Source organism: Pseudomonas sp. S9, assembly GCF_000222125.1.
GTDB classification, from domain to species: Bacteria; Pseudomonadota; Gammaproteobacteria; order Pseudomonadales; family Pseudomonadaceae; genus Aquipseudomonas; species Aquipseudomonas segetis.
Genome location: NZ_AFFX01000006.1, coordinates 207,239 through 225,590, shown reverse-complemented (window position 1 = coordinate 225,590; position 18,352 = coordinate 207,239). Strand labels below are relative to the sequence as shown.

Sequence of the window (18,352 nt, the reverse complement as noted above, 5' to 3'; positions counted from 1 at the left end):
GTGGCAAGTATTTAGGTACGCCAGAATCTACGGAGGCTTATGCGGCTTCGGCGGATCAGCGGAAAATCCCCGGCGGCACGCTGGCCCAGCTTTGTATTATTTGAATCTGTAGCGCGATCAATTAGAAATTGCATTGCTGCAACCACAGTATGTTCTCACTAGTCACTGTTCTTAAGTATGATTATCTGTGCATATTCATGCAAAATCTTGATTTTTCAGCCTAGGGCCGACCATGACCAAACCAGCATCCAACAGTGAGCAGAGCTTTCGTCAGCTCGTGCGCCGCAATATCGCGCTGCCGTTAGGTATAGGTTTAGTCACCGCCTTATTTTTTATCGGTTTGATTTTTTTCCTGATCAACGCGCAAAAAGGCGTCGAAAATACCGATCAGGTGATTAGCAGCGCCAGCCAGTCAATCAAGCTGACAATTGACCTGGAAACCTCCCTGCGCGGCTACCTGATCACCGGTGAAGAAAGCTTCTTGCAGCCTTACGAAGAAGCCCGCCCGCTGATCAAGACGGAGCTGGAAAACCTCAAGGCAATGGTCAAGGACAACCCGGATCAGAACGCCCGTCTGAGGCGCATTCAAGCCCTGCATCAAGAATGGGACAACTACGCCAAAGGCATGATCAACCTGCGCCGGGAAAACGCCGACATCAGTGACGCAGTCGCATCGGGGCGGGGCAAGCGGATTACCGACAGCACCCGCGACGAGTACGACAACTTCATCCAGATCGAGCAGCAACGCCGCCAGGCACGCAACCAGAAAGCCAATGATTCAGTGGTCTTGTATGTACTGCTCTATGTGCTCGGTAGCCTGACACTGAGTTGCTTGCTGGCCTATTTTGGCCGTCGAGACCTGCTTGGGCTGGCGGCGCAACATACACAAATCCTTGAGCAACAGCGCCAAAGCACTGAGCTGATCGAACAAAAAGCCTGGCTGAGCAATGGCCAAAGCCTGTTGGCAGAGCAAGTCCTTGGCCTGGCGAACTTGCAGGCTCTTGGCCGCAATGTACTGAACTGCCTGGCTTCATATCTGGACGTTGCGGTTGGCGCCTTCTATGTTCGCTCTGAACAAGGCGATATCAGCCGGATCGCCAGCTACGGTTTCAGCCGAGAGCTGGAAAATGCCACGCAAGACTTCAACAGCAACGAATCATTGGTTGGCCAGACCGCCAGCGAAAACAAATTCCTGCAACTCGATAACCTGCCCAATGGCTACCTGAAAGTCAGCTCCGGGCTGGGCAGTACCTCGCCGGTGAGCATTGCACTGCTGCCGATCAGCAACGGCTACTCGGTCAATGGCGTGCTTGAGCTGGGCTTTCTGAAGCCAATTGATCCACGCGTGAGCGAGTTCCTCCAGCTGATCGCCGAGCCAGTTGGCACCTCGATCGACTCGGTACGCAATCGCCAGCGCCTGCAAGAAATGCTCTCGGAAACCCAGCAGTTGAACGAAGAACTGCAAGTGCAGCAAGAAGAGCTGCGCACGGCCAACGAGGAACTGGAGGAGCAGTCACGGGTGCTCAAGGAATCGCAGGCGCACCTTGAAACCCAACAGGCGGAACTTGAGCAAACCAACGAGCAGTTGGCGGAGCAGACCCAGACACTGGCCGATCAGCGCGATGCCCTCGACGAACGCAATACCGCACTGGGCCGGGTCCAGGTGCTGCTGGAGGAGCGTGCCCAGGAGCTGCAACGCGCCAGCCTGTATAAGTCCGAATTCCTCGCCAATATGTCCCATGAGCTACGCACGCCACTCAATAGCTCGCTGATCCTGGCCAAGCTGCTGGCGGACAATCCGCAAGGTAACCTCAGCGACGAGCAGATCAAGTTTGCCGAGTCCATCTACTCGGCCGGCAACGACCTGCTCAACCTGATCAATGACATTCTCGACATTTCCAAGGTCGAAGCCGGCAAACTTGAAGTCCACCTGCATGAGCTGAAGATCGAGCGCGTCATTGAAAGCATGCGCAATGTCTTTGAGCCACTGGCCAACGAAAAGAATCTCGAGTTCGACATCCAGTTACTGGCGGGCGTGCCGGACGAAATGGTCAGTGACCAGCAGCGCATCGAGCAAATCCTCAAGAACCTGTTGTCCAATGCCATCAAGTTCACGGAGAAAGGCCGCGTGGTTCTGACCGTGAGCCGCCAGCCTGGCGCCGGCATTGCGTTTGCAGTACAGGACACCGGCATTGGTATTCGCCAGGAGCAGCAAGAAAGCATTTTCGAAGCATTCCGCCAGGCCGATGGCGCAATCAACCGACGCTACGGTGGCACCGGCCTGGGCCTGTCCATTTCCCGTGACCTGGCGGCCTTGCTTGGCGGTTCGATCAGCATTACCAGCGAGCCGGGTGCAGGCAGCACCTTTACCCTGCTGCTGCCGGAGACCTATGACGAGGCTGCAGCCGCGAACTCCGGCCCCAATCTCGAGGCTGCGGTACAACAGCCCATCACGGTCGCGCAGGCTTCTGTACCTGTGCCCGCTGTGACCGCGCCGATCAAGCTACCGAGCTTCGCCGATGACCGCGACCAACTGCCAGCGGCTGGACGCTGCGTGCTGGTGATTGAGGATGAACCCAAGTTCGCGCAGATTCTCTATGACCTGGCCCACGAGCTTGAATACAACTGCCTGGTCGCCCATGGCGCTGACGAAGGGGTTGAACTGGCCTCGACCATGTTGCCGCGAGGCATCTTGCTCGATATGCGCCTGCCCGACGCATCGGGCCTTACCGTTTTGCAGCGACTGAAGAACAACCCGCTGACCCGCCATATCCCTGTGCATGTAATCTCGGTTGAAGACCGCATGGAAGCCGCCCTGCAACTGGGTGCCATTGGCTATGCGGTAAAGCCGACCACCCGCGAACACCTCAAGGATGTATTCGCCAAGCTCGAGGCCAAGCTTTCCCAGCAGGTCAAGCGGGTGCTGCTGGTCGAGGACGATGCCCTGCAACGTGAGAGCATCGCCCATTTGATTGGTGACGAGGATATCGAGATCACTGCAGTCGAGTTTGGCGAACAGGCGCTTGAATTGCTACGCACCACGATTTTCGACTGCATGATCATCGACCTGAAGTTGCCAGACATGCAGGGCAACCAGTTGCTCAAGCGCATGTCTAACGAAAAGATCTGCGCCTTTCCCCCGGTGATCGTCTACACCGGTCGCAACCTGACCCGCGATGAAGAAGCGGACCTGATGAAGTATTCCAAGTCGATCATCATCAAAGGCGCACGTTCACCGGAGCGCCTGCTCGATGAAGTGACACTGTTCCTGCACAAGGTCGAGTCGCAGTTATCCACAGAGCGCCAGAGCATGCTCAAGACGGCACGCAGCCGGGACAAGGTTTTCGAAGGCCGGCGCATCCTGCTGGTCGATGATGACGTGCGCAATATCTTCGCCCTGACCAGCGCCCTCGAGCAGAAAGGAGCGGTGGTCGAGGTCGGCTGCAATGGGCGCGAGGCGATTGAAAAGCTTAACCAGTTTGACGATATCGACCTGGTGCTGATGGACATCATGATGCCGGAAATGGATGGCTATGAAGCCACCGAAATTATTCGCCAGGACCCGCGCTGGCGTAAGCTGCCTATTATTGCGGTAACCGCCAAAGCCATGAAGGACGACCAGGATCGCTGCCTGCGAGCCGGCGCCAACGACTACCTGGCCAAGCCCATTGATCTTGACCGTTTGTTCTCTCTGATCCGGGTATGGATGCCCAAACTGGAACGAATTTAATGGCGCCTGAGCGAACCCGTGATATTGAGTTGCGCCTGCTGGTCGAGGCCATCTACCTCAAGTACAACTATGATTTTCGCGACTATTCCGGGGCTTCGCTCAAGCGCCGTGTGCGCCACGCGCTGATCCAGCTCAAATGCCAGAGCATATCGGCGTTGCAGGAAAAAGTGCTGCATGAGCCGGGCGTGTTCATGCAGCTGTTGCAGTACCTGACCATCCCGGTCAGTGAGATGTTTCGTGACCCAAGCTACTTCCTGGCCCTGCGCCAGAATGTGATGCCGATTCTGCGCACCTATCCGTCGCTGAAAATCTGGATTGCAGGCTGCAGTACCGGCGAGGAAGTGTACTCCATGGCGATTTTGCTCAAGGAAGAAGGCTTGCTTGAGCGCTCGATCATCTATGCAACCGATATAAACCCGGTGTCCCTTGAACGTGCCGAGCGTGGCATTTTCAGTTTGGACAACATGCACAGCTACACCGAGAACTACCAGCAGGCCGGTGGCCTCAAATCACTCTCGGACTACTACACCGCAGCTTACGATGGGGCGCTGTTCGACAAGACTCTGCGCGCCAATATCACCTTCGCCGACCATAGCCTGGCCACTGACACTGTGTTTGCCGAAACCCATCTGGTCTCCTGTCGCAACGTGCTGATCTACTTCAACAAGCCGCTGCAGGACCGGGCACTGGGCTTGTTCCATGAGTCCCTGTGCCACCGTGGTTTTCTCGGCCTGGGCAGCAAGGAAAGCATCGACTTCTCAGCCTATGCACGCAGCTTTGAAGCGCTGAGCCGGGCCGAACGGGTTTTTCGTAAATTATGAGCCCGCGTAATTGGCAACAGGCGCTTGCCGCGCATCCGGCACCTATCGAGGCGCTGGTGGTCGGCGCATCTGCCGGTGGCGTCAGTGCCTTGCTGACGATTTTTTCCGGCTTGCCGGCTAACTTCAGGCTGCCCATTGTTGTGGTCTTGCACCTGCAGGACAACCGCCGAAGTGAGTTGGCTGAGGTCATGGGCCGACGCCTGGGCGTGACCGCCAAGGAAGCAGAAAGTCGCGAGCAGCTACAAGCGGGAACACTGTATTTCGCCGCGCCGGGCTATCACCTGTCGATTGAGACCGATCACAGCCTGTCGTTCAGTCGCGAGGAGCCGGTGTATTTTTCCCGGCCCGCCATTGATTGCCTGTTTGAGTCCGCGGCTGACGCCTATGGCGCCAACCGGGCGGGTATTTTATTGACTGGAGCCAATCAGGACGGCGCTGCAGGCTTGGCGACAATCAAGCAAATGGGCGGCTTTACGGTCGTCCAGGACCCACAGGATGCACATGTACCCACCATGCCCTTGGCGGCCCTGGCGTTGCATCAGCCAGACGTAGTTGCAGGGCTGGAAGATATTCGGGCGTTGCTCATAGAACTGGAAGCGGCTTAAGCATGCTGAGCAAGATCATAACCAAACTACTGATTGTCGATGACATCCCCGAAAACCTGTTGGCGCTCGACGCGCTGATTCGTGGCGAAGGTCGACAGATATTCCATGCCAGCAGCGGGGAACAGGCGCTGGGCCTGTTGCTGCAACACGAGTTCGCACTGGCGATCATCGATGTACAGATGCCTGACATGAACGGCTTTGAACTGGCCGAATTGATGCGCGGTACGGAAAAAACCAAGAACATCCCGATCGTCTTTGTCAGCGCCGCTGGCCGTGAACTGAACTATGCCTTCAAAGGCTACGAGACCGGCGCTGTGGACTTCCTGCAGAAACCATTGGATGTCCAGGCTGTAACCAGCAAGGTTGCGGTGTTTGCCGACCTGGATCGCCAGCGCCAGGCCATCAATATTCAGGTCAAGGCGCTAGAAAAAAGCCGCCGCGAGCAAGAAACCCTGCTCAATGAGCTACGCAGCACCCAAGAAGAGTTGAAGCTGGCCGTGCGCATGCGCGATGACTTTATGTCCATCGTTTCCCATGAACTGCACACCCCGCTTAACGGCCTGATTCTCGACACCCAATTGCGCAAAATGCACCTTGAGAACGGCAATATGCAGGCCTTCACCCCTGAGCGCCTGGAAGCAATGAACAGCCGTGATGAACGCCAGATCACCAGCCTTATCCGCCTGATCGAAGATATTCTCGACGTTTCACGAATCCGCACCGGCAAATTGTCAATTCGACCTGGCGAGGTCGATCTTGGGGTTTTAGCCGAACAGGTACTGGAGCGCTACAGTGCCCAGCTGGCTGAGTCCGGCTGCACGCTCAGCACTGAAATCGCCACCGGAGTCGTTGGCTGCTGGGATGCATTTCGCGTTGAGCAGGTGATGATCAACCTGCTGACCAACGCCATGCGCTATGGCGCCAAACAGCCGATCAGCGTGCGTGTCCTGGCAGATAACCAGCTTGCCTACCTGCAGGTCCAGGACCACGGGGTTGGTATTTCCGAGCAGGACCAGCAGCGAATCTTCGAGCAATTTGAACGTGTGAACGCCAACCAGTCGGCCCAGGGGCTGGGGCTGGGCTTGTTTATCACCGAGCAGATAGTCACTGCCCATCAAGGCCGGATCAAGGTTGAAAGCGCGCAGGGTCAGGGCTCGACCTTTACCGTGGCCTTGCCACTTGAAACCAGCGCTTCGCCCAGTGATAGCTCGGCATAAGGCCGGTCGTGCATTTTGCAATGCTGGCGATAGGCAATCGTGCAGACTGCAATTGAATCTTGCCGAATTAAATATCTAACCTATTGATTTATAAGGTATTTATCTAACAAAAAATTTGGCACGCAGCCTGCAAAGTACCCTGCATCATTAAAATATTGCTAAGGGTGCGACTTCGATGAAAACTGTACTGAACCTGCTAAGTGCCGCGGCAGTTGTAATCAGCGGCGCAGTTGCATCAACCGCACCCGGCATCGATACCGGCGCGAACACCCACGCACAAGTCAAGGCACGCTCAGTGCCGACCTTTAAACACCAGCCATTGGCCAACTCAGCGGCACGCACTGCGGCATTTTTGCCCGCAGCCGATGGGCACCAACGGCTGAACCCATCGCAGGTCGAACTGATGCCCAATGCCAATCAGCGCTGGGTGTTCTGAGCCGAGTCTTATAAAAACCATAGAGCGCCGGCATGGGCTGTGAAAGCACATGCAAGGCAGGCGCAATGTTTATGAGTGCGTACCGAGCAAGGTGCATCGCAGGAGTGAAGTTATGTCAAAGACTGCATTGGGATTACTGATTCTGACTGTTTTGAGCGGCGCTGTGTTACTGACGGATGTGTTTCACGGCGACCAAAGCAGCGCCGTACTGAAGTGCACGTTTGCGCTGTCGTTCTGTGCTTCAACCGTGGCGCTGGCACTTGGCCGGCGAATCAAGTTCGGCCCGGTGCTGCGCTGAGCAGAAATTGGCCATGGGGCTTGAACCCAGGGCGACTCAATTTTCCTGGATGCCGAATACCCCGACAGGTATTCGGCATTTTTTTGTGGATCACTCATCCAGGGCATGAATCGGCAAATTGATGCAGAACAGCGCGCCCTCACCCGGTTTCGATTCAAGGCTGATGTGGCCGCCATGAAGTTGCACGATCTCTTTACATAGCGCCAACCCCAAGCCAACGCCCCCCTTGCGCTTGCCGACCTGCACAAAAGGCTCGAATATCCGTGACTGCTGGCTGAACAGCACGCCATCGCCGTCATCCTGGACACAGATAATCAAAGTCTGCTGCTCAATCTGCACATTCAACAGGATCTCGCCGCCAGATGCGGTATGGCGCAATGCGTTGACCATCAGGTTGTCGAGCACTCGGTCCATCTGTGCCCGGTCCAGCGGTACTTCAGGAAGGCCGTCTTCGGCTTCGCAGCGCAGGTTGATGCCTTTTTCAGCGGCTTCGCCAGCAAAGCGCTGCTCGGTTTGGTTAACCAGGTCGGAAAGGTTGCAAGGTGCAAGTTCGAGCTTTTGCACACCGCTTTGATAGCGAGAGAAATTCAACAAGTCGGCGATCAAGTCAACCAACCGCTGCATCTGCTCGTCGACGGTTCGCGTCAGGTCTGCTTCGCGCGATTGCGGGTCGAATTTCAGGCGCTCCTGAAGCAAGGCAAACGCCATGTGCATGCCGGTTACCGGTGTGCGCAGCTCATGGGAGGCACGCAATACGAAATCACTGCGCACGCGTTCGAATACCCGTTGCTTGGTGACATCGCGCAGCACCATCACGGCGCCGAGAATACCGCCTTGCTCCTGGCTTACGGGGGTCAGGCTATAGCTCAGCAAGCGCTCTTCGCCATGGGCGATTATCTGTAAGTCATCCAGCGCGGAGCGCAGCGTTTTACCTTGCAGAACACGCTGAATCTGTTCGTCGAGCCCCTGTTTTCCCAGGGCTTGATCGAGACTCTCGCCAATATGTTCTTCGGTCCAGTCAAGCTGGCGACCCGCAACCGGATTGAAGTGCTCAAGCAAACCGCTGCGATCAAACATCAGCAAGCCATCATCGATACTGTCGAGTACGGCCTGCAAGCGCTGCTGCTCGGCCATCAAGGCGGCAACATTACTGTTCTTAAACTGACGCAAGGAATCGGCCATCAGGCAAAAGCGGCGGCTCAACGCAGCCAGCTCGGCAACCGGAGACTGGGGCAGGGAAATCTGCAGATCACCCTGGCCAATCTGGTCCGCGGCGCTGGCCAGTGACTCAATGGGCCGGGCAACCCGCCTGGCAATGCTTTGCCCGGTAATAAAGCCGATCACCAGCAATGCCAGCCCAATCAACCCAAGCAAGGCGGTGACTACAGTGGCGCGCTCCCTTGAGTCTTGCTGTGCGCTTTGTACCTCGGCAACGTAGCGCAGCTGCACCGCGTTGATGTGGTCGCGAAGGCTTTGCAGGGCGCGGGTAAACTTATCGTTGTGCAGCAGGTTGCGACGCACATTGGCCGGCGAATCGAGCATCTCGCCAAACAACGCATAGGCACGGGCAATTTCAGTGATCGCCTGGCGATCTTGTTCATCCATGCTGTTACGCCTGGCCTTGGCCAGCCAACTGCGAAAACGAATATCCGATTCCTTGATCGCCAGGGGGTCAAGCTCGTCTTCCAGCAGCAAGATCACCTGCGTGCCCATCTCCTGGCGAAAGCCGATGGTCGCATCAATAATGTCGAGGTTGCGATTCATCGCCTGGTTTTGGACCCGGGTGATCTGCCAGACGCTGACCATCCCAAGAATCAAGCCGATCAACGCCACTGTCAGCAGCGCACCACCGCTGACGAACAACCGCGTGCGCAGTTTCATAAATCGTACTGTTTGCGTTTGCGATACAAGGTTGAAGCATCAATACCCAGAGACTTCGCGGCCTGATCAAGGGTTTCGCTGCTGGCCATCACCGCCGCGATATGACTTTTTTCCAGCTCCTCGAGGCTCATGGCGCCACCGACACGCGGCACCTGGCTATTGCTGCTTTCGGTCAAACCAAGGTGAATCACCTGGACCCGCTCCTCCTGGCAAATAATGCTCGCGCGCTCAATCACGTTGCGCAACTCGCGAATGTTGCCGGGCCAAGGATAGTTGGCCAGCACCGCTAGTGCCTCATCACTGAAACCACGGGCGGGGCGAGCGTACTCGTTGACGAAGCGAGCCAGAAAGCGGTCGGCCAGGGTCAGCACATCTTCGGTACGCTCGCGCAGGGCGGGCAGTTTCAAGGTGATGACGTTGAGGCGGTAGAGCAAGTCTTCACGGAAGCGGCCTTCACGGACCATTTCGTCAAGATCAAGGTTGGTGGCCGCGACAATCCGCACATCAGCCTGGCGCGTCACCGGGTCACCTACACGCTCGTATTCCTTGTCCTGGATAAAGCGCAAGAGTTTAGGTTGCAGGCTCAGTGGGAAGTCGCCGATCTCGTCGAGAAACAAGGTACCGCCATCAGCCTGGCTGACCCGGCCCAGGGTGCTCTCGCTGGCGCCGGTAAACGCCCCTTTGGTGTGGCCAAAGAGTTCGCTCTCCATCAGTTCCGCGGTCAGTGACGGGCAGTTGATCGTCACCGAGTTCTTTTTAGCCCGCCGGCTCCAGCTGTGAATAGCCCGCGCCAACTCACCTTTACCGGTGCCCGACTCGCCCAGAATCAGGATGTTGGCATCGGTTACAGCGACCTGGCGCGCGGTTTCCAACACAGCCATCATCGAAGGGCTGCTGGAGTCGATATCGTTTTTACGCTGGCGCACCTGGCCCTCAAGAGTTTCAAGGCGTGCCGCCATTTGCCGGGCTTCCAGCTGTTTAGCCGCAGCGACACGCAACTGCTCGGGGCTGCAAGGCTTGACCAGGTAATCCGCAGCGCCGGCCTGCATCGAGTCCACGGCGGTATCAATCGCCGAGTGCGCGGTGACTATCACCACTCGCATCCATGGCGCCTGTATACGCATCATGGCCAGCACATCCAGGCCATTGTCGTCACCCAGGCGCAGGTCGAGAAAACACACATCGAACACTTGCCTTTGCAACAAGGCCTCGGCCTGTGCAGCGCTGTTGGCTGTGGCCACGTTATAGCCTTCATCCTCGAGGCAATAACGGAAGGTACGCAGGATTGCAGACTCATCATCAACTAGCAAAATACGACCGCTTTTCGGTTCTACTGCGTCCATTTAAGGCTCCGATCCAATGTGTGCATAAGTTAGTCAACGGGAAATCATGCAAGTTGCACGACCAGTATGACTGTATCTTGCAGGCTGCATGCTGGCATCCTGTCTTCTTATAATCTAACTAACTGTTTTATAAAGAAAAAATATTTATCAAAAACCTGGCATAAGGCTTGCGATAACACTTCCATGAACCGCTTGACGCGGATTGCTTGAACCGCATGGAGGTACAGATGCACAGGTTGAAAACTTTAGTACTGGCAACGGCTTCGGTTGGCATATTTGCCCTGACCCCATTGGCTGCCAGTGCCGCAGAAACAGATGTGAGCCAGCAGTTGAGCGAAGCACGTCAGGAAGGCTCGATCTGGACCGCAATGGCGCTCAACCGTCACCTCAACCCATTCAAAATCGACAACGATGTTGAAAACGGCACGGCAACCCTGACCGGCACCGTTGAAAGCAGCGTGGAGCGTGATCTGGCCGAGCAGGTTGCACTGAGTATCGAAGGCATCAACAAGGTTGATAACCAGCTCAAGATCGACAGCGAGGTAAAGGCTGGTGGCAAGGACTCACAAGCCTTGGCCAGTCGCCTGGACGATGCAGGCATCACCGCCACGGTGAAATCCAAGTTGCTCTGGAACACCAACACCGAAGGCCTTGATATCAGCGTCAAGACCGAAGAAGGCGCTGTCACGCTCACCGGTAATGCACAGACCCCTGCTGCCAAAGAATTGGCTGGACGCCTGGCAGCCAACACCGAAGGGGTACGCGAGGTGTTCAACCACTTGAGCATCAGCCAGGCCGACAGCACGGCAACTCAAGCGCAAAACGCCGCTAACGATGCCAGCGCCGCCATCAGCGATGCTTGGATTACCAGCAAGGTCAAGTCGAGCTTTGTCTACACCCGCAACCTTGATGCGTTTGCGATCCAGGTCGAGACCAATGATGGCTTCGTCAAATTGAGTGGCACCGTATTAAGCAGCGCAGCCAAGAGCCTTGCGGTTGAAACCGCTCGCGACATTCGTGGCGTACGCGGCGTTGATGCCGACGCCCTGCGCATCGAAAGCTGATCCAGGCTTCAGCCCCGTTTGATTTTTAGGCGCTGGCCACCCCGGGCCAGCCGCTAAATGGAAGGAGATACACCATGAGCAGTAAAACAGCACAACTGAACGAACTGATCGAAGTTACCCGTGACGGCAAGCGCTTTTACGACCACGCGATCACCGAAGTGAAAGATGTCCGTTTGCAGACCATGTTCCGTGATCTTTCAACCGTAAAAACGCAAATCATCGAGGCGCTGGCAGTCAAAGTCGCCGCCAACGATAAGACGCCCGCATCTGGCGGCACCATGATCGGCAAGATGCGTGAGGTGTACGCCGATGCGCGCGCCACGCTGTCGAGCGATGAAGAGGCAACCTACGTCTCCCAGCTCGAAGAAGCCGAAGACCGCATCCTGCATGCCTTCGAGGATGCCCTGGAAGATGCGGAGCCAGATGTAAAAGCTTTGCTGGCTGTAGAGATGCCAAAAGTACGTGCATGCCATGACCGCATGCGCAATCTCAAGCAGTCCATGCAGTAAGTGTAAGTGTGTGATGGGGGAGCAAGGACGCTCCGCTTTTAAGTCAGGCAGACCGTGCAAAATGCCTGAGACAAAAGGCAAACCATGCAGGATGCACGTTTCAAGCTATACCTTTTATTTTTAAGTCATTGTTTTTGTTGGATTTTATTTTTCATTAAGACTGGCACACGCCGTGCAATGTCTTAAGCCAGGAACAACTGATGCACCGCTACACCCATTAAAACCAAGGAGAAACGCCATGTTAAGCTGGGCTATTACATTTCTGATCATCGCCATTGTCGCTGCAGTGTTGGGCTTCGGTGGTATCGCAGGCACCGCAACAGGTATCGCCAAGATCCTATTCCTGGTGTTCCTGGTGTTGTTCGTAGTGTCCTTCATCATGGGCCGTCGTCCACGGGGCTGACCTTCAGGGTCAGGCACCGAGGATAAACACATGCATAAAGGAGCCACTATGAACCTTCTCAAGACGCTCACTGCCGCCTTGATGTTTGGCGGCAGTGCAGCGGCCTTGGCCGCTGATACTGACACCGAGTTTCACCTCAACGAGTTGCTCAAGACTGATCCGCAATATCAGGAAACCTGGCAGGACCTGGTTGAAGACCAGGAGCGTTTGCCCGAGTGGATCATGAACCTCGACGGTGTAGCGCCGCCGATGAAAGCGCTTGAAGAAGATGGTGACAAGTTCCTGGTTGGCGAAATATGTGAAGCACAAAACTGCTTCAACCAACGCCTCTATGTCGCCTTCAGCTGGGACAAGGACAGCGCCTATGCGCTCTACGTGCAGCTTCCAGAGGCACTGCCCCAAGGCAAAGCGCCGAGCAAATACGCCACCCAGCAATGGCTTGGCGAACCAGACGAAGGGATCAAGGAGATGCTGCAAGAGCAACTCAAGAAAGATCCAAACTGGTACTGAATCCGCACACCTGTTGCAGGCCAAGGCGCTGGTCACAGCGCCAGCAGGCCTGCGGTAAATCCCAGCCTCACATCCCCGCACCTGTGCACATGCTGACCCGGTCGTCCCAAAGGCGCGCTATCATTCGCGCACTGAACAAGGGAGACCAAGCATGCTCAATGGCCTGTGGCTAAGTTTTTTTATCGTGGCTGCTGTCGCTGGTTTGTCGCGCTGGCTGATTGGTGACGACCCGGCGGTATTCGCGGCGATGGTCGAAAGCCTGTTTGCAATGGCCAAGCTGTCGGTCGAAGTGATGATCGTACTGTTCGGCACCCTGACCCTGTGGCTGGGCATGTTGCGCATCGCTGAAAAAGCCGGGCTGGTTGACGCCCTGGCACGCATGCTCGGGCCACTGTTTGCTCGGCTGATGCCAGAAGTGCCCCGCGGCCACCCTGCCCTGGGCCTTATCACCATGAACTTCGCCGCCAACGGCCTGGGCCTGGATAATGCCGCGACACCAATCGGCCTCAAGGCCATGCGTGCGTTGCAAGAGCTCAACCCAAGCAAGACCGTGGCCAGCAACGCGCAGATCCTGTTCCTGGTACTCAATGCATCCTCGTTGACCTTGCTGCCGGTCACTATCTTTGTCTATCGCGCCCAGCAAGGCGCCCCCGATCCCACCTTGGTTTTCCTGCCCATTCTGCTGGCCACCAGCGCCTCAAGCCTGGTCGGCCTGCTTTCGGTTGCAGTGATGCAACGCTTGCGGGTCTGGGACCCGGTGGTGCTGGCTTATCTATTGCCAGCAGCCCTGTTGCTCGGTGCATTCATGGCGATGCTTGGCGGCATGACGGCGACCGCACTGGCGGCATTATCATCACTGGTCGGTAACCTCACCCTGTTTGGCGTGGTCCTGCTGTTTTTGCTGCTGGGCGCCTACAAGAAAGTGGCGGTGTACGAAGAGTTTGTCGAAGGCGCCAAGGAAGGCTTCGATGTCGCCAAGAGCCTGCTGCCGTATCTGGTGGCGATGCTCTGTGCAGTCGGCGTGTTGCGCGCCTCCGGGGCCTTGGACATGGGCCTTGATGGCATCCGCTGGCTATTGACTTATGCAGGGTGGGACACGCGTTTTGTCGAGGCACTACCCACGGCGATGGTCAAACCCTTTTCCGGCAGCGCAGCGCGGGCAATGCTGATTGAAACCATGCAAAGCCAGGGTGTCGACAGCTTCCCTGCCCTGGTTGCCGCGACCATTCAGGGCAGCACCGAGACGACCTTCTACGTGGTGGCTGTATACTTCGGCGCAGTGGGTATCCAACGGGTGCGCCATGCCATTGGCTGTGCCTTGCTGGCCGAGTTCGCCGGTGTCGTCGCCGCTATAAGCGTGTGCTATTGGTTCTTTGGTTGATCATCTGGAGTCGAAAATGAAGATGCAGCAGGCGATACCCATTTTGCGCAGCTTTGACGAAGTCAAAGCCAAGGCTTTTTACCTCGACTTTCTGGGCTTCAAGCTCGATTTCGAGCACCGTTTCAGCGAGGATCTACCGCTGTATATGCAGGTGTCGAAAGATGGTTGCCTGCTGCATATTTCCGAGCATCATGGCGACTGCTGCCCGGGCGCGGCACTTCGTATCGAGACGTCGGAGCTGGATGCCTACCAGCAACAACTGCTGGCGAAAAACTATGCCAATGCCCGCCCCGGCATCGAGACCATGCCTTGGGGCTCGCGGGACATGACCATTCACGACCCGTTCGGCAACAGGTTGGTATTTACCGAATCTGAACCTGCATAACTCAAGGCGTGACCTCAAAGCGCAGCACGCCAATCATCTGTCCGGCCTCGGTCAGTACCTGGATCTGCCATTTGCCAGTAGGGTCTTTCGGGAAATTCTGCTTGTGTGTCCAGGCCCGATAGCCTTTTTCTCGACCACCATGAATATCCAGCGCAATGCGTTCGACTTCACCACCATTGTGTCGCCAGGCGTGATAAATCCGCTCATTGAGGCCTCGCGGCGCATTGATTGCGGTGTAGGCGAACAAACCCTGGCTTTGCAACTGGGCAACGCTCAGCTGGGACAAACTCTTGCCTGGGGCGCGCTGCTGGTTATCAAACTGAGTCGTGACCGCCACTTCATTAAGCCACAAGGTGGCTGGTGGCACCCAAACCCGGGCCAACCAACCAGCCCCAGCCAACAGCAGCGTTGCACCTATAAGCAAAAAGCCGCGCCACCAGCGCTGGAAAGTGATGATGCCCATCATGCTCGGCAAAGACAGCACGGCCGCAATCGCCAGCGACAGCTCGTAGCTTTCCTCGGTGGTCAGTTTGAACACAATGGGCAGCGCCGTCAGCAGCAATGCGAATAGGGTCATGGTGTGATAAATCAGGTACAGCCAGCGCCGCCCAGCCAGCCACTTGTAATACAGCGGGTCAATGATAGACACCAGTGCCGCAAGGGTCAGCAAGCCGCTAAATAACATCTGGCCGCTGTTCCAGGTCGTTGTGATCCAGAAGAATGGCAGCACGAAGAACAGGCTTTCCTGGTGAATCATCTGGGTCGCATAGCGCAGCAATGGCTGCGGGACAACAAAACCAAACCATTTGGCAATCTGCTCGCGCAAAAGGTTTTCCAGCACCAACCACAACCAGCTGATCAGCATGACCAGCGCCAGAACTTGAGCCAGCTCAGCCTGACGCTTGACTAAAAAGAAGCTGGCCACCCCTGAACAGAAGCCAAAAAGCGCGATGATGCCGGGATGGCGCTGGGCCAAGGCGATGAGTGGGGTGAGGCGATTGGTCCAGGCTAGCATTGGAGGATCACATAGGCAGAAATCGTGAGGCCATTGGCCGCCTCAAAGATGCCTGACTCCATTCAGACGTTGATTGGCCGCGCAGGATACTGAGCTGCATGCCACTTGCATAGCGCTCGCAATCCCTGTTGCTGCGTTAATCAGTTTGGCTGATCAATTGCAATGTGCCAGCCTAACTTGAGCCCTTGTTCAAACGTCCGACGAAGAACGCCAATAGAAAAAAGCCGGCCATTGCAGCGAGGCCGAAATAAAGACCATTTGCTGTGAGCAAGGGCTTCTCGATCCGAATATATCCCGGCTGCTCAAGCAGTTGCTGCAAGGCCGTATTGGCTTGCTTGAAGCTGACCTTTGCCAGGCGCTTGGCTGGATCAGCGAAACGACCATTGTCGTAGTCGGCGAGCGACCCCCAATAATAGTCAGCGATTGCACTGTTGCCCTGTACGCCCCATTGCTGCTTGGCCACCGCAGCGGCCTGCAAGCGCAAGAAGGTTTTTTCATCCAGGCCGTCTCGCTTTAAGCCATCGACCAATTCGTGCAGCGCACTTAGCGCTGCATCAAGGTCGCCACGCTCGAGCGTGCCATTGAGGCTGAAAAAACTGGTGCTGCCGAAAACATTGCGCTCAGAACTAGGGCCATAACTGAGGTTGCGCTCTATACGCAGCGTTTCATAGAGTTTCCAGTCGATATAATCGCTGAGCAATTCCCAGACTTCGTAGTCATTGTCGCCAACCCAGGGTTCCGGAAAGATCCAGTGCAAGCTGGCGTTCTCGCCGACCAAGCGGGTTATCAGCTCGCGGCGCGGCTGTGCCTCGCGGCTGACTTGTGGTAGCTCGATGGCTTGCGGTAGATCGTGCGCCGGGATGGCGCCGTATTGGCGGTCTAGATAGGCAGGTAAGCGCGGGTCAAGCCCGCCAACCACAATCAGGGTCATATTGTTGGGCGCATACCAGTCACTTTGCAGCTGCTCGACTTGCGCCAGGCTGAGATGGTTGACGTTATTCTTCTCGACGCAAGCCAGGCCAAGCTCGACAGCCAGTTGTTGGTTGGCTTCGCGACTGAGGTTTTGCTGGTCGATCAGGCGCTGCAAATCCGAGTAATGACCACCATTCTCGTGCTCGATGACCTTTTTCGCAGCCTCAAGCTTCTTCTCGGTGAACTGGCTTTGGGTCAGGGTTGCCAGAAGCAGGTCAAGTACCGCGCGCTGGTTTTTAGCGGGCGCCTCTATGACGAATGTAGTGTCGGTGTCACGGGTGTAGGCATTCCACTCGCCACCCAGCGCCTGCATGCGCGCTTCAAGATCAATTTCGTCGTGCTGGTCGATACCGCTGAACAGCATGTGCTCCAACAAGTGCGGCAGCTCCTTGTCGGCACAGGAGAAATTGTCAAAGCCAACACTGACAATCAAGCGAATGGAGACATGCTGATGCTCAGCGGTAGGCTTGAGCAGCAACTGCAGACCATTTTCCAGTGCATAGCCCTCGGCCTGGAGATAGTCCTCGGCGCTGGCACTGTTGCTGGTCAACAGCCAGAAGCCCGCGACCAAACTGAATAAAAACCTTCTCGCCATGAAGCCCCCCTTACAAGCTCAACATCAGCATACCTGCTTAATGCTCACGTCGCGATTGGCCACTTGTGCTGGCTCAATTGGTCACTGCCAGCACTGCAGGCTATGACTAGTCTGTAGCGCTCAGAGACACTTTCTGCCGCCATTTATGGCTGTAGCGGTGAAGCATAATTGTGGATCCTTGGAGACTGTAATGCGCGTTCTAATCACCGGCTCTGCTGGTTTTATTGGTCAGCAGCTGTTGAGCCAGCTCTCGGTTCAACATCCGGACTGGACGCTCATCGCAGCAGATATTCGCCCACAAAGCCGCAATGGGTTGGGAATGAATGTCGAGCTCGTGCAGTTGGACATCAGTAAGTCGCGAGAGGTCAAAGTTTGTATCAGCGCCTGGAAACCCCAGGCGATCGTGCACCTTGCATCGGTGGTGACGCCGCCCCGCGGAATGAGCGATGAACAATTGAGAGCCATTGATGTAGGCGGTACACGGACCATTATTGATGCGGCGGTCAGCGAATCAGTCGAGCAACTGATTGTCACCAGTTCGGGCGCGGCCTATGGCTATTCGCAGGAAAACGCCGAATGGATAGACGAAGACCAGCCCCTTCGCGGCCATGACCTATTCGCCTATGCCAAACACAAGCGCGAAGTCGAAATGATGCTGGCGCAGGCGCGCCTGAAGAATCCACAACTCAAGCAGCTTGTGCTCAGGGCGGGAACAATACTCGGCAAGCAGGTGAACAATCAGATCACCGACCTGTTCACCAAGGGATCTATTCTTGGCGTACGGGGGAGCAACAGCCGGTTTGTATTCATCTGGGACCAGGATGTGATCAACATCATCTGCCAGGGTCTGGAAAAACAGGTTGAAGGGATTTTCAACCTGGCCGGTGACGGGGCCTTGACCCTCCGCGATATCGCCGGCCTGCTGGGCAAGCCCTATCGCGCATTACCCGCCTTACTGATCAAAAGCGCGCTGCACATTCTCAAGCCACTGGGGCTCAGCCAGTACGGCCCCGAGCAACTGGACTTTCTGCGTTACCGCCCGGTGCTGGCAAACACCCGCCTGAAACAAATCTTTGGCTACACCCCACGCTACACCAGCCGTGAAGCATTTCTGGCCTTTATCAAGGCTCAGGGAGTCGGCACAAATAGCCCCTGAAGCCCTTGCTCTGTCGCGTGCAAGGGTCGAG

At 56.2% G+C, this 18,352-nt stretch carries 17 protein-coding genes; 13 read left to right on the top strand and 4 right to left on the bottom strand.

Annotated features, from left to right (window positions below; genetic code table 11):
• Nucleotides 1–232 precede the first annotated feature (232 nt).
• The 6 genes from PSES9_RS0114390 to PSES9_RS0114365 all read left to right on the top strand — a co-directional run bounded on the left by PSES9_RS0114390 (nt 233) and on the right by PSES9_RS0114365 (nt 7,107).
• Entirely contained in the window at nt 233–3,730 is a 3,498-nt protein-coding gene (locus PSES9_RS0114390; protein ID WP_010488016.1) for a response regulator, read from the top strand.
• Nucleotides 3,730–4,551 (top strand): CheR family methyltransferase, encoded by an 822-nt coding sequence (locus PSES9_RS0114385; RefSeq protein WP_010488009.1) that lies wholly within the window; start codon nt 3,730–3,732, stop codon nt 4,549–4,551. The genes PSES9_RS0114390 and PSES9_RS0114385 overlap by 1 nt, the downstream gene beginning before the upstream one ends.
• The gene (locus PSES9_RS0114380; protein WP_010488001.1) at nt 4,548–5,156 is read left to right on the top strand and encodes a chemotaxis protein CheB; all 609 of its coding nucleotides are present in this window, start codon (nt 4,548–4,550) and stop codon (nt 5,154–5,156) included. Before PSES9_RS0114385 ends, PSES9_RS0114380 begins: the two co-directional genes overlap by 4 nt.
• Before the next feature lie 2 nt (nt 5,157–5,158).
• Nucleotides 5,159–6,373, top strand: coding sequence for a hybrid sensor histidine kinase/response regulator (locus PSES9_RS0114375; protein ID WP_010487999.1), 1,215 nt, complete (start codon nt 5,159–5,161; stop codon nt 6,371–6,373).
• Nucleotides 6,374–6,548: 175 nt separating this feature from the next.
• Nucleotides 6,549–6,809, top strand: a complete 261-nt coding sequence (locus PSES9_RS0114370; protein WP_010487997.1) for a hypothetical protein — start codon at nt 6,549–6,551, stop codon at nt 6,807–6,809.
• 112 nt (nt 6,810–6,921) lie between these two features.
• The gene (locus PSES9_RS0114365; protein ID WP_010487995.1) at nt 6,922–7,107 is read left to right on the top strand and encodes a PA3371 family protein; all 186 of its coding nucleotides are present in this window, start codon (nt 6,922–6,924) and stop codon (nt 7,105–7,107) included.
• Between the two features lie 90 nt (nt 7,108–7,197).
• On the opposite strand, the gene PSES9_RS0114360 is transcribed toward PSES9_RS0114365, so the two are convergent.
• Nucleotides 7,198–8,988 (bottom strand): KinB sensor domain-containing domain, encoded by a 1,791-nt coding sequence (locus PSES9_RS0114360; protein ID WP_010487993.1) that lies wholly within the window; start codon nt 8,986–8,988, stop codon nt 7,198–7,200.
• Nucleotides 8,985–10,331, bottom strand: a complete 1,347-nt coding sequence (gene algB, locus PSES9_RS0114355; RefSeq protein WP_010487992.1) for a sigma-54-dependent response regulator transcription factor AlgB — start codon at nt 10,329–10,331, stop codon at nt 8,985–8,987. Before algB ends, PSES9_RS0114360 begins: the two co-directional genes overlap by 4 nt.
• A 227-nt stretch (nt 10,332–10,558) precedes the next feature.
• Here algB and PSES9_RS0114350 point away from each other — a divergent pair, with 227 nt between their 5' ends.
• The 6 genes from PSES9_RS0114350 to PSES9_RS0114325 all read left to right on the top strand — a co-directional run bounded on the left by PSES9_RS0114350 (nt 10,559) and on the right by PSES9_RS0114325 (nt 14,583).
• Nucleotides 10,559–11,395, top strand: coding sequence for a BON domain-containing protein (locus PSES9_RS0114350; protein ID WP_010487991.1), 837 nt, complete (start codon nt 10,559–10,561; stop codon nt 11,393–11,395).
• A 74-nt stretch (nt 11,396–11,469) separates the two neighbouring features.
• A complete protein-coding gene (locus tag PSES9_RS0114345; RefSeq protein ID WP_010487990.1) occupies nt 11,470–11,904 on the top strand; it encodes a PA2169 family four-helix-bundle protein in 435 nt (144 codons plus the stop codon).
• Nucleotides 11,905–12,142: 238 nt separating this feature from the next.
• Entirely contained in the window at nt 12,143–12,307 is a 165-nt protein-coding gene (locus tag PSES9_RS24635) for a DUF1328 domain-containing protein (RefSeq protein ID WP_010487988.1), read from the top strand.
• Between the two features lie 48 nt (nt 12,308–12,355).
• Nucleotides 12,356–12,817, top strand: coding sequence for an inhibitor of vertebrate lysozyme family protein (locus PSES9_RS0114335; protein WP_010487986.1), 462 nt, complete (start codon nt 12,356–12,358; stop codon nt 12,815–12,817).
• A 151-nt stretch (nt 12,818–12,968) separates the two neighbouring features.
• On the top strand, nt 12,969–14,198 hold the full coding sequence (locus tag PSES9_RS0114330; RefSeq protein ID WP_010487985.1) for a nucleoside recognition domain-containing protein: 1,230 nt from the start codon (nt 12,969–12,971) through the stop codon (nt 14,196–14,198).
• A 16-nt stretch (nt 14,199–14,214) separates the two neighbouring features.
• Nucleotides 14,215–14,583, top strand: coding sequence for a glyoxalase superfamily protein (locus PSES9_RS0114325; RefSeq protein ID WP_010487984.1), 369 nt, complete (start codon nt 14,215–14,217; stop codon nt 14,581–14,583).
• Nucleotide 14,584: 1 nt separating this feature from the next.
• Here PSES9_RS0114325 and PSES9_RS0114320 read toward each other — a convergent pair whose 3' ends face one another.
• Both PSES9_RS0114320 and PSES9_RS0114315 read right to left on the bottom strand, forming a co-directional pair.
• Nucleotides 14,585–15,598 (bottom strand): DUF5924 family protein, encoded by a 1,014-nt coding sequence (locus tag PSES9_RS0114320; RefSeq protein WP_010487983.1) that lies wholly within the window; start codon nt 15,596–15,598, stop codon nt 14,585–14,587.
• 172 nt (nt 15,599–15,770) lie between these two features.
• The gene (locus PSES9_RS0114315) at nt 15,771–17,165 is read right to left on the bottom strand and encodes a M16 family metallopeptidase (RefSeq protein WP_010487977.1); all 1,395 of its coding nucleotides are present in this window, start codon (nt 17,163–17,165) and stop codon (nt 15,771–15,773) included.
• 190 nt (nt 17,166–17,355) lie between these two features.
• On the opposite strand from PSES9_RS0114315, the gene PSES9_RS0114310 reads away from it, so the two are divergent.
• Nucleotides 17,356–18,321, top strand: a complete 966-nt coding sequence (locus PSES9_RS0114310) for an NAD-dependent epimerase/dehydratase family protein (protein WP_010487976.1) — start codon at nt 17,356–17,358, stop codon at nt 18,319–18,321.
• Nucleotides 18,322–18,352: the final 31 nt, after the last annotated feature.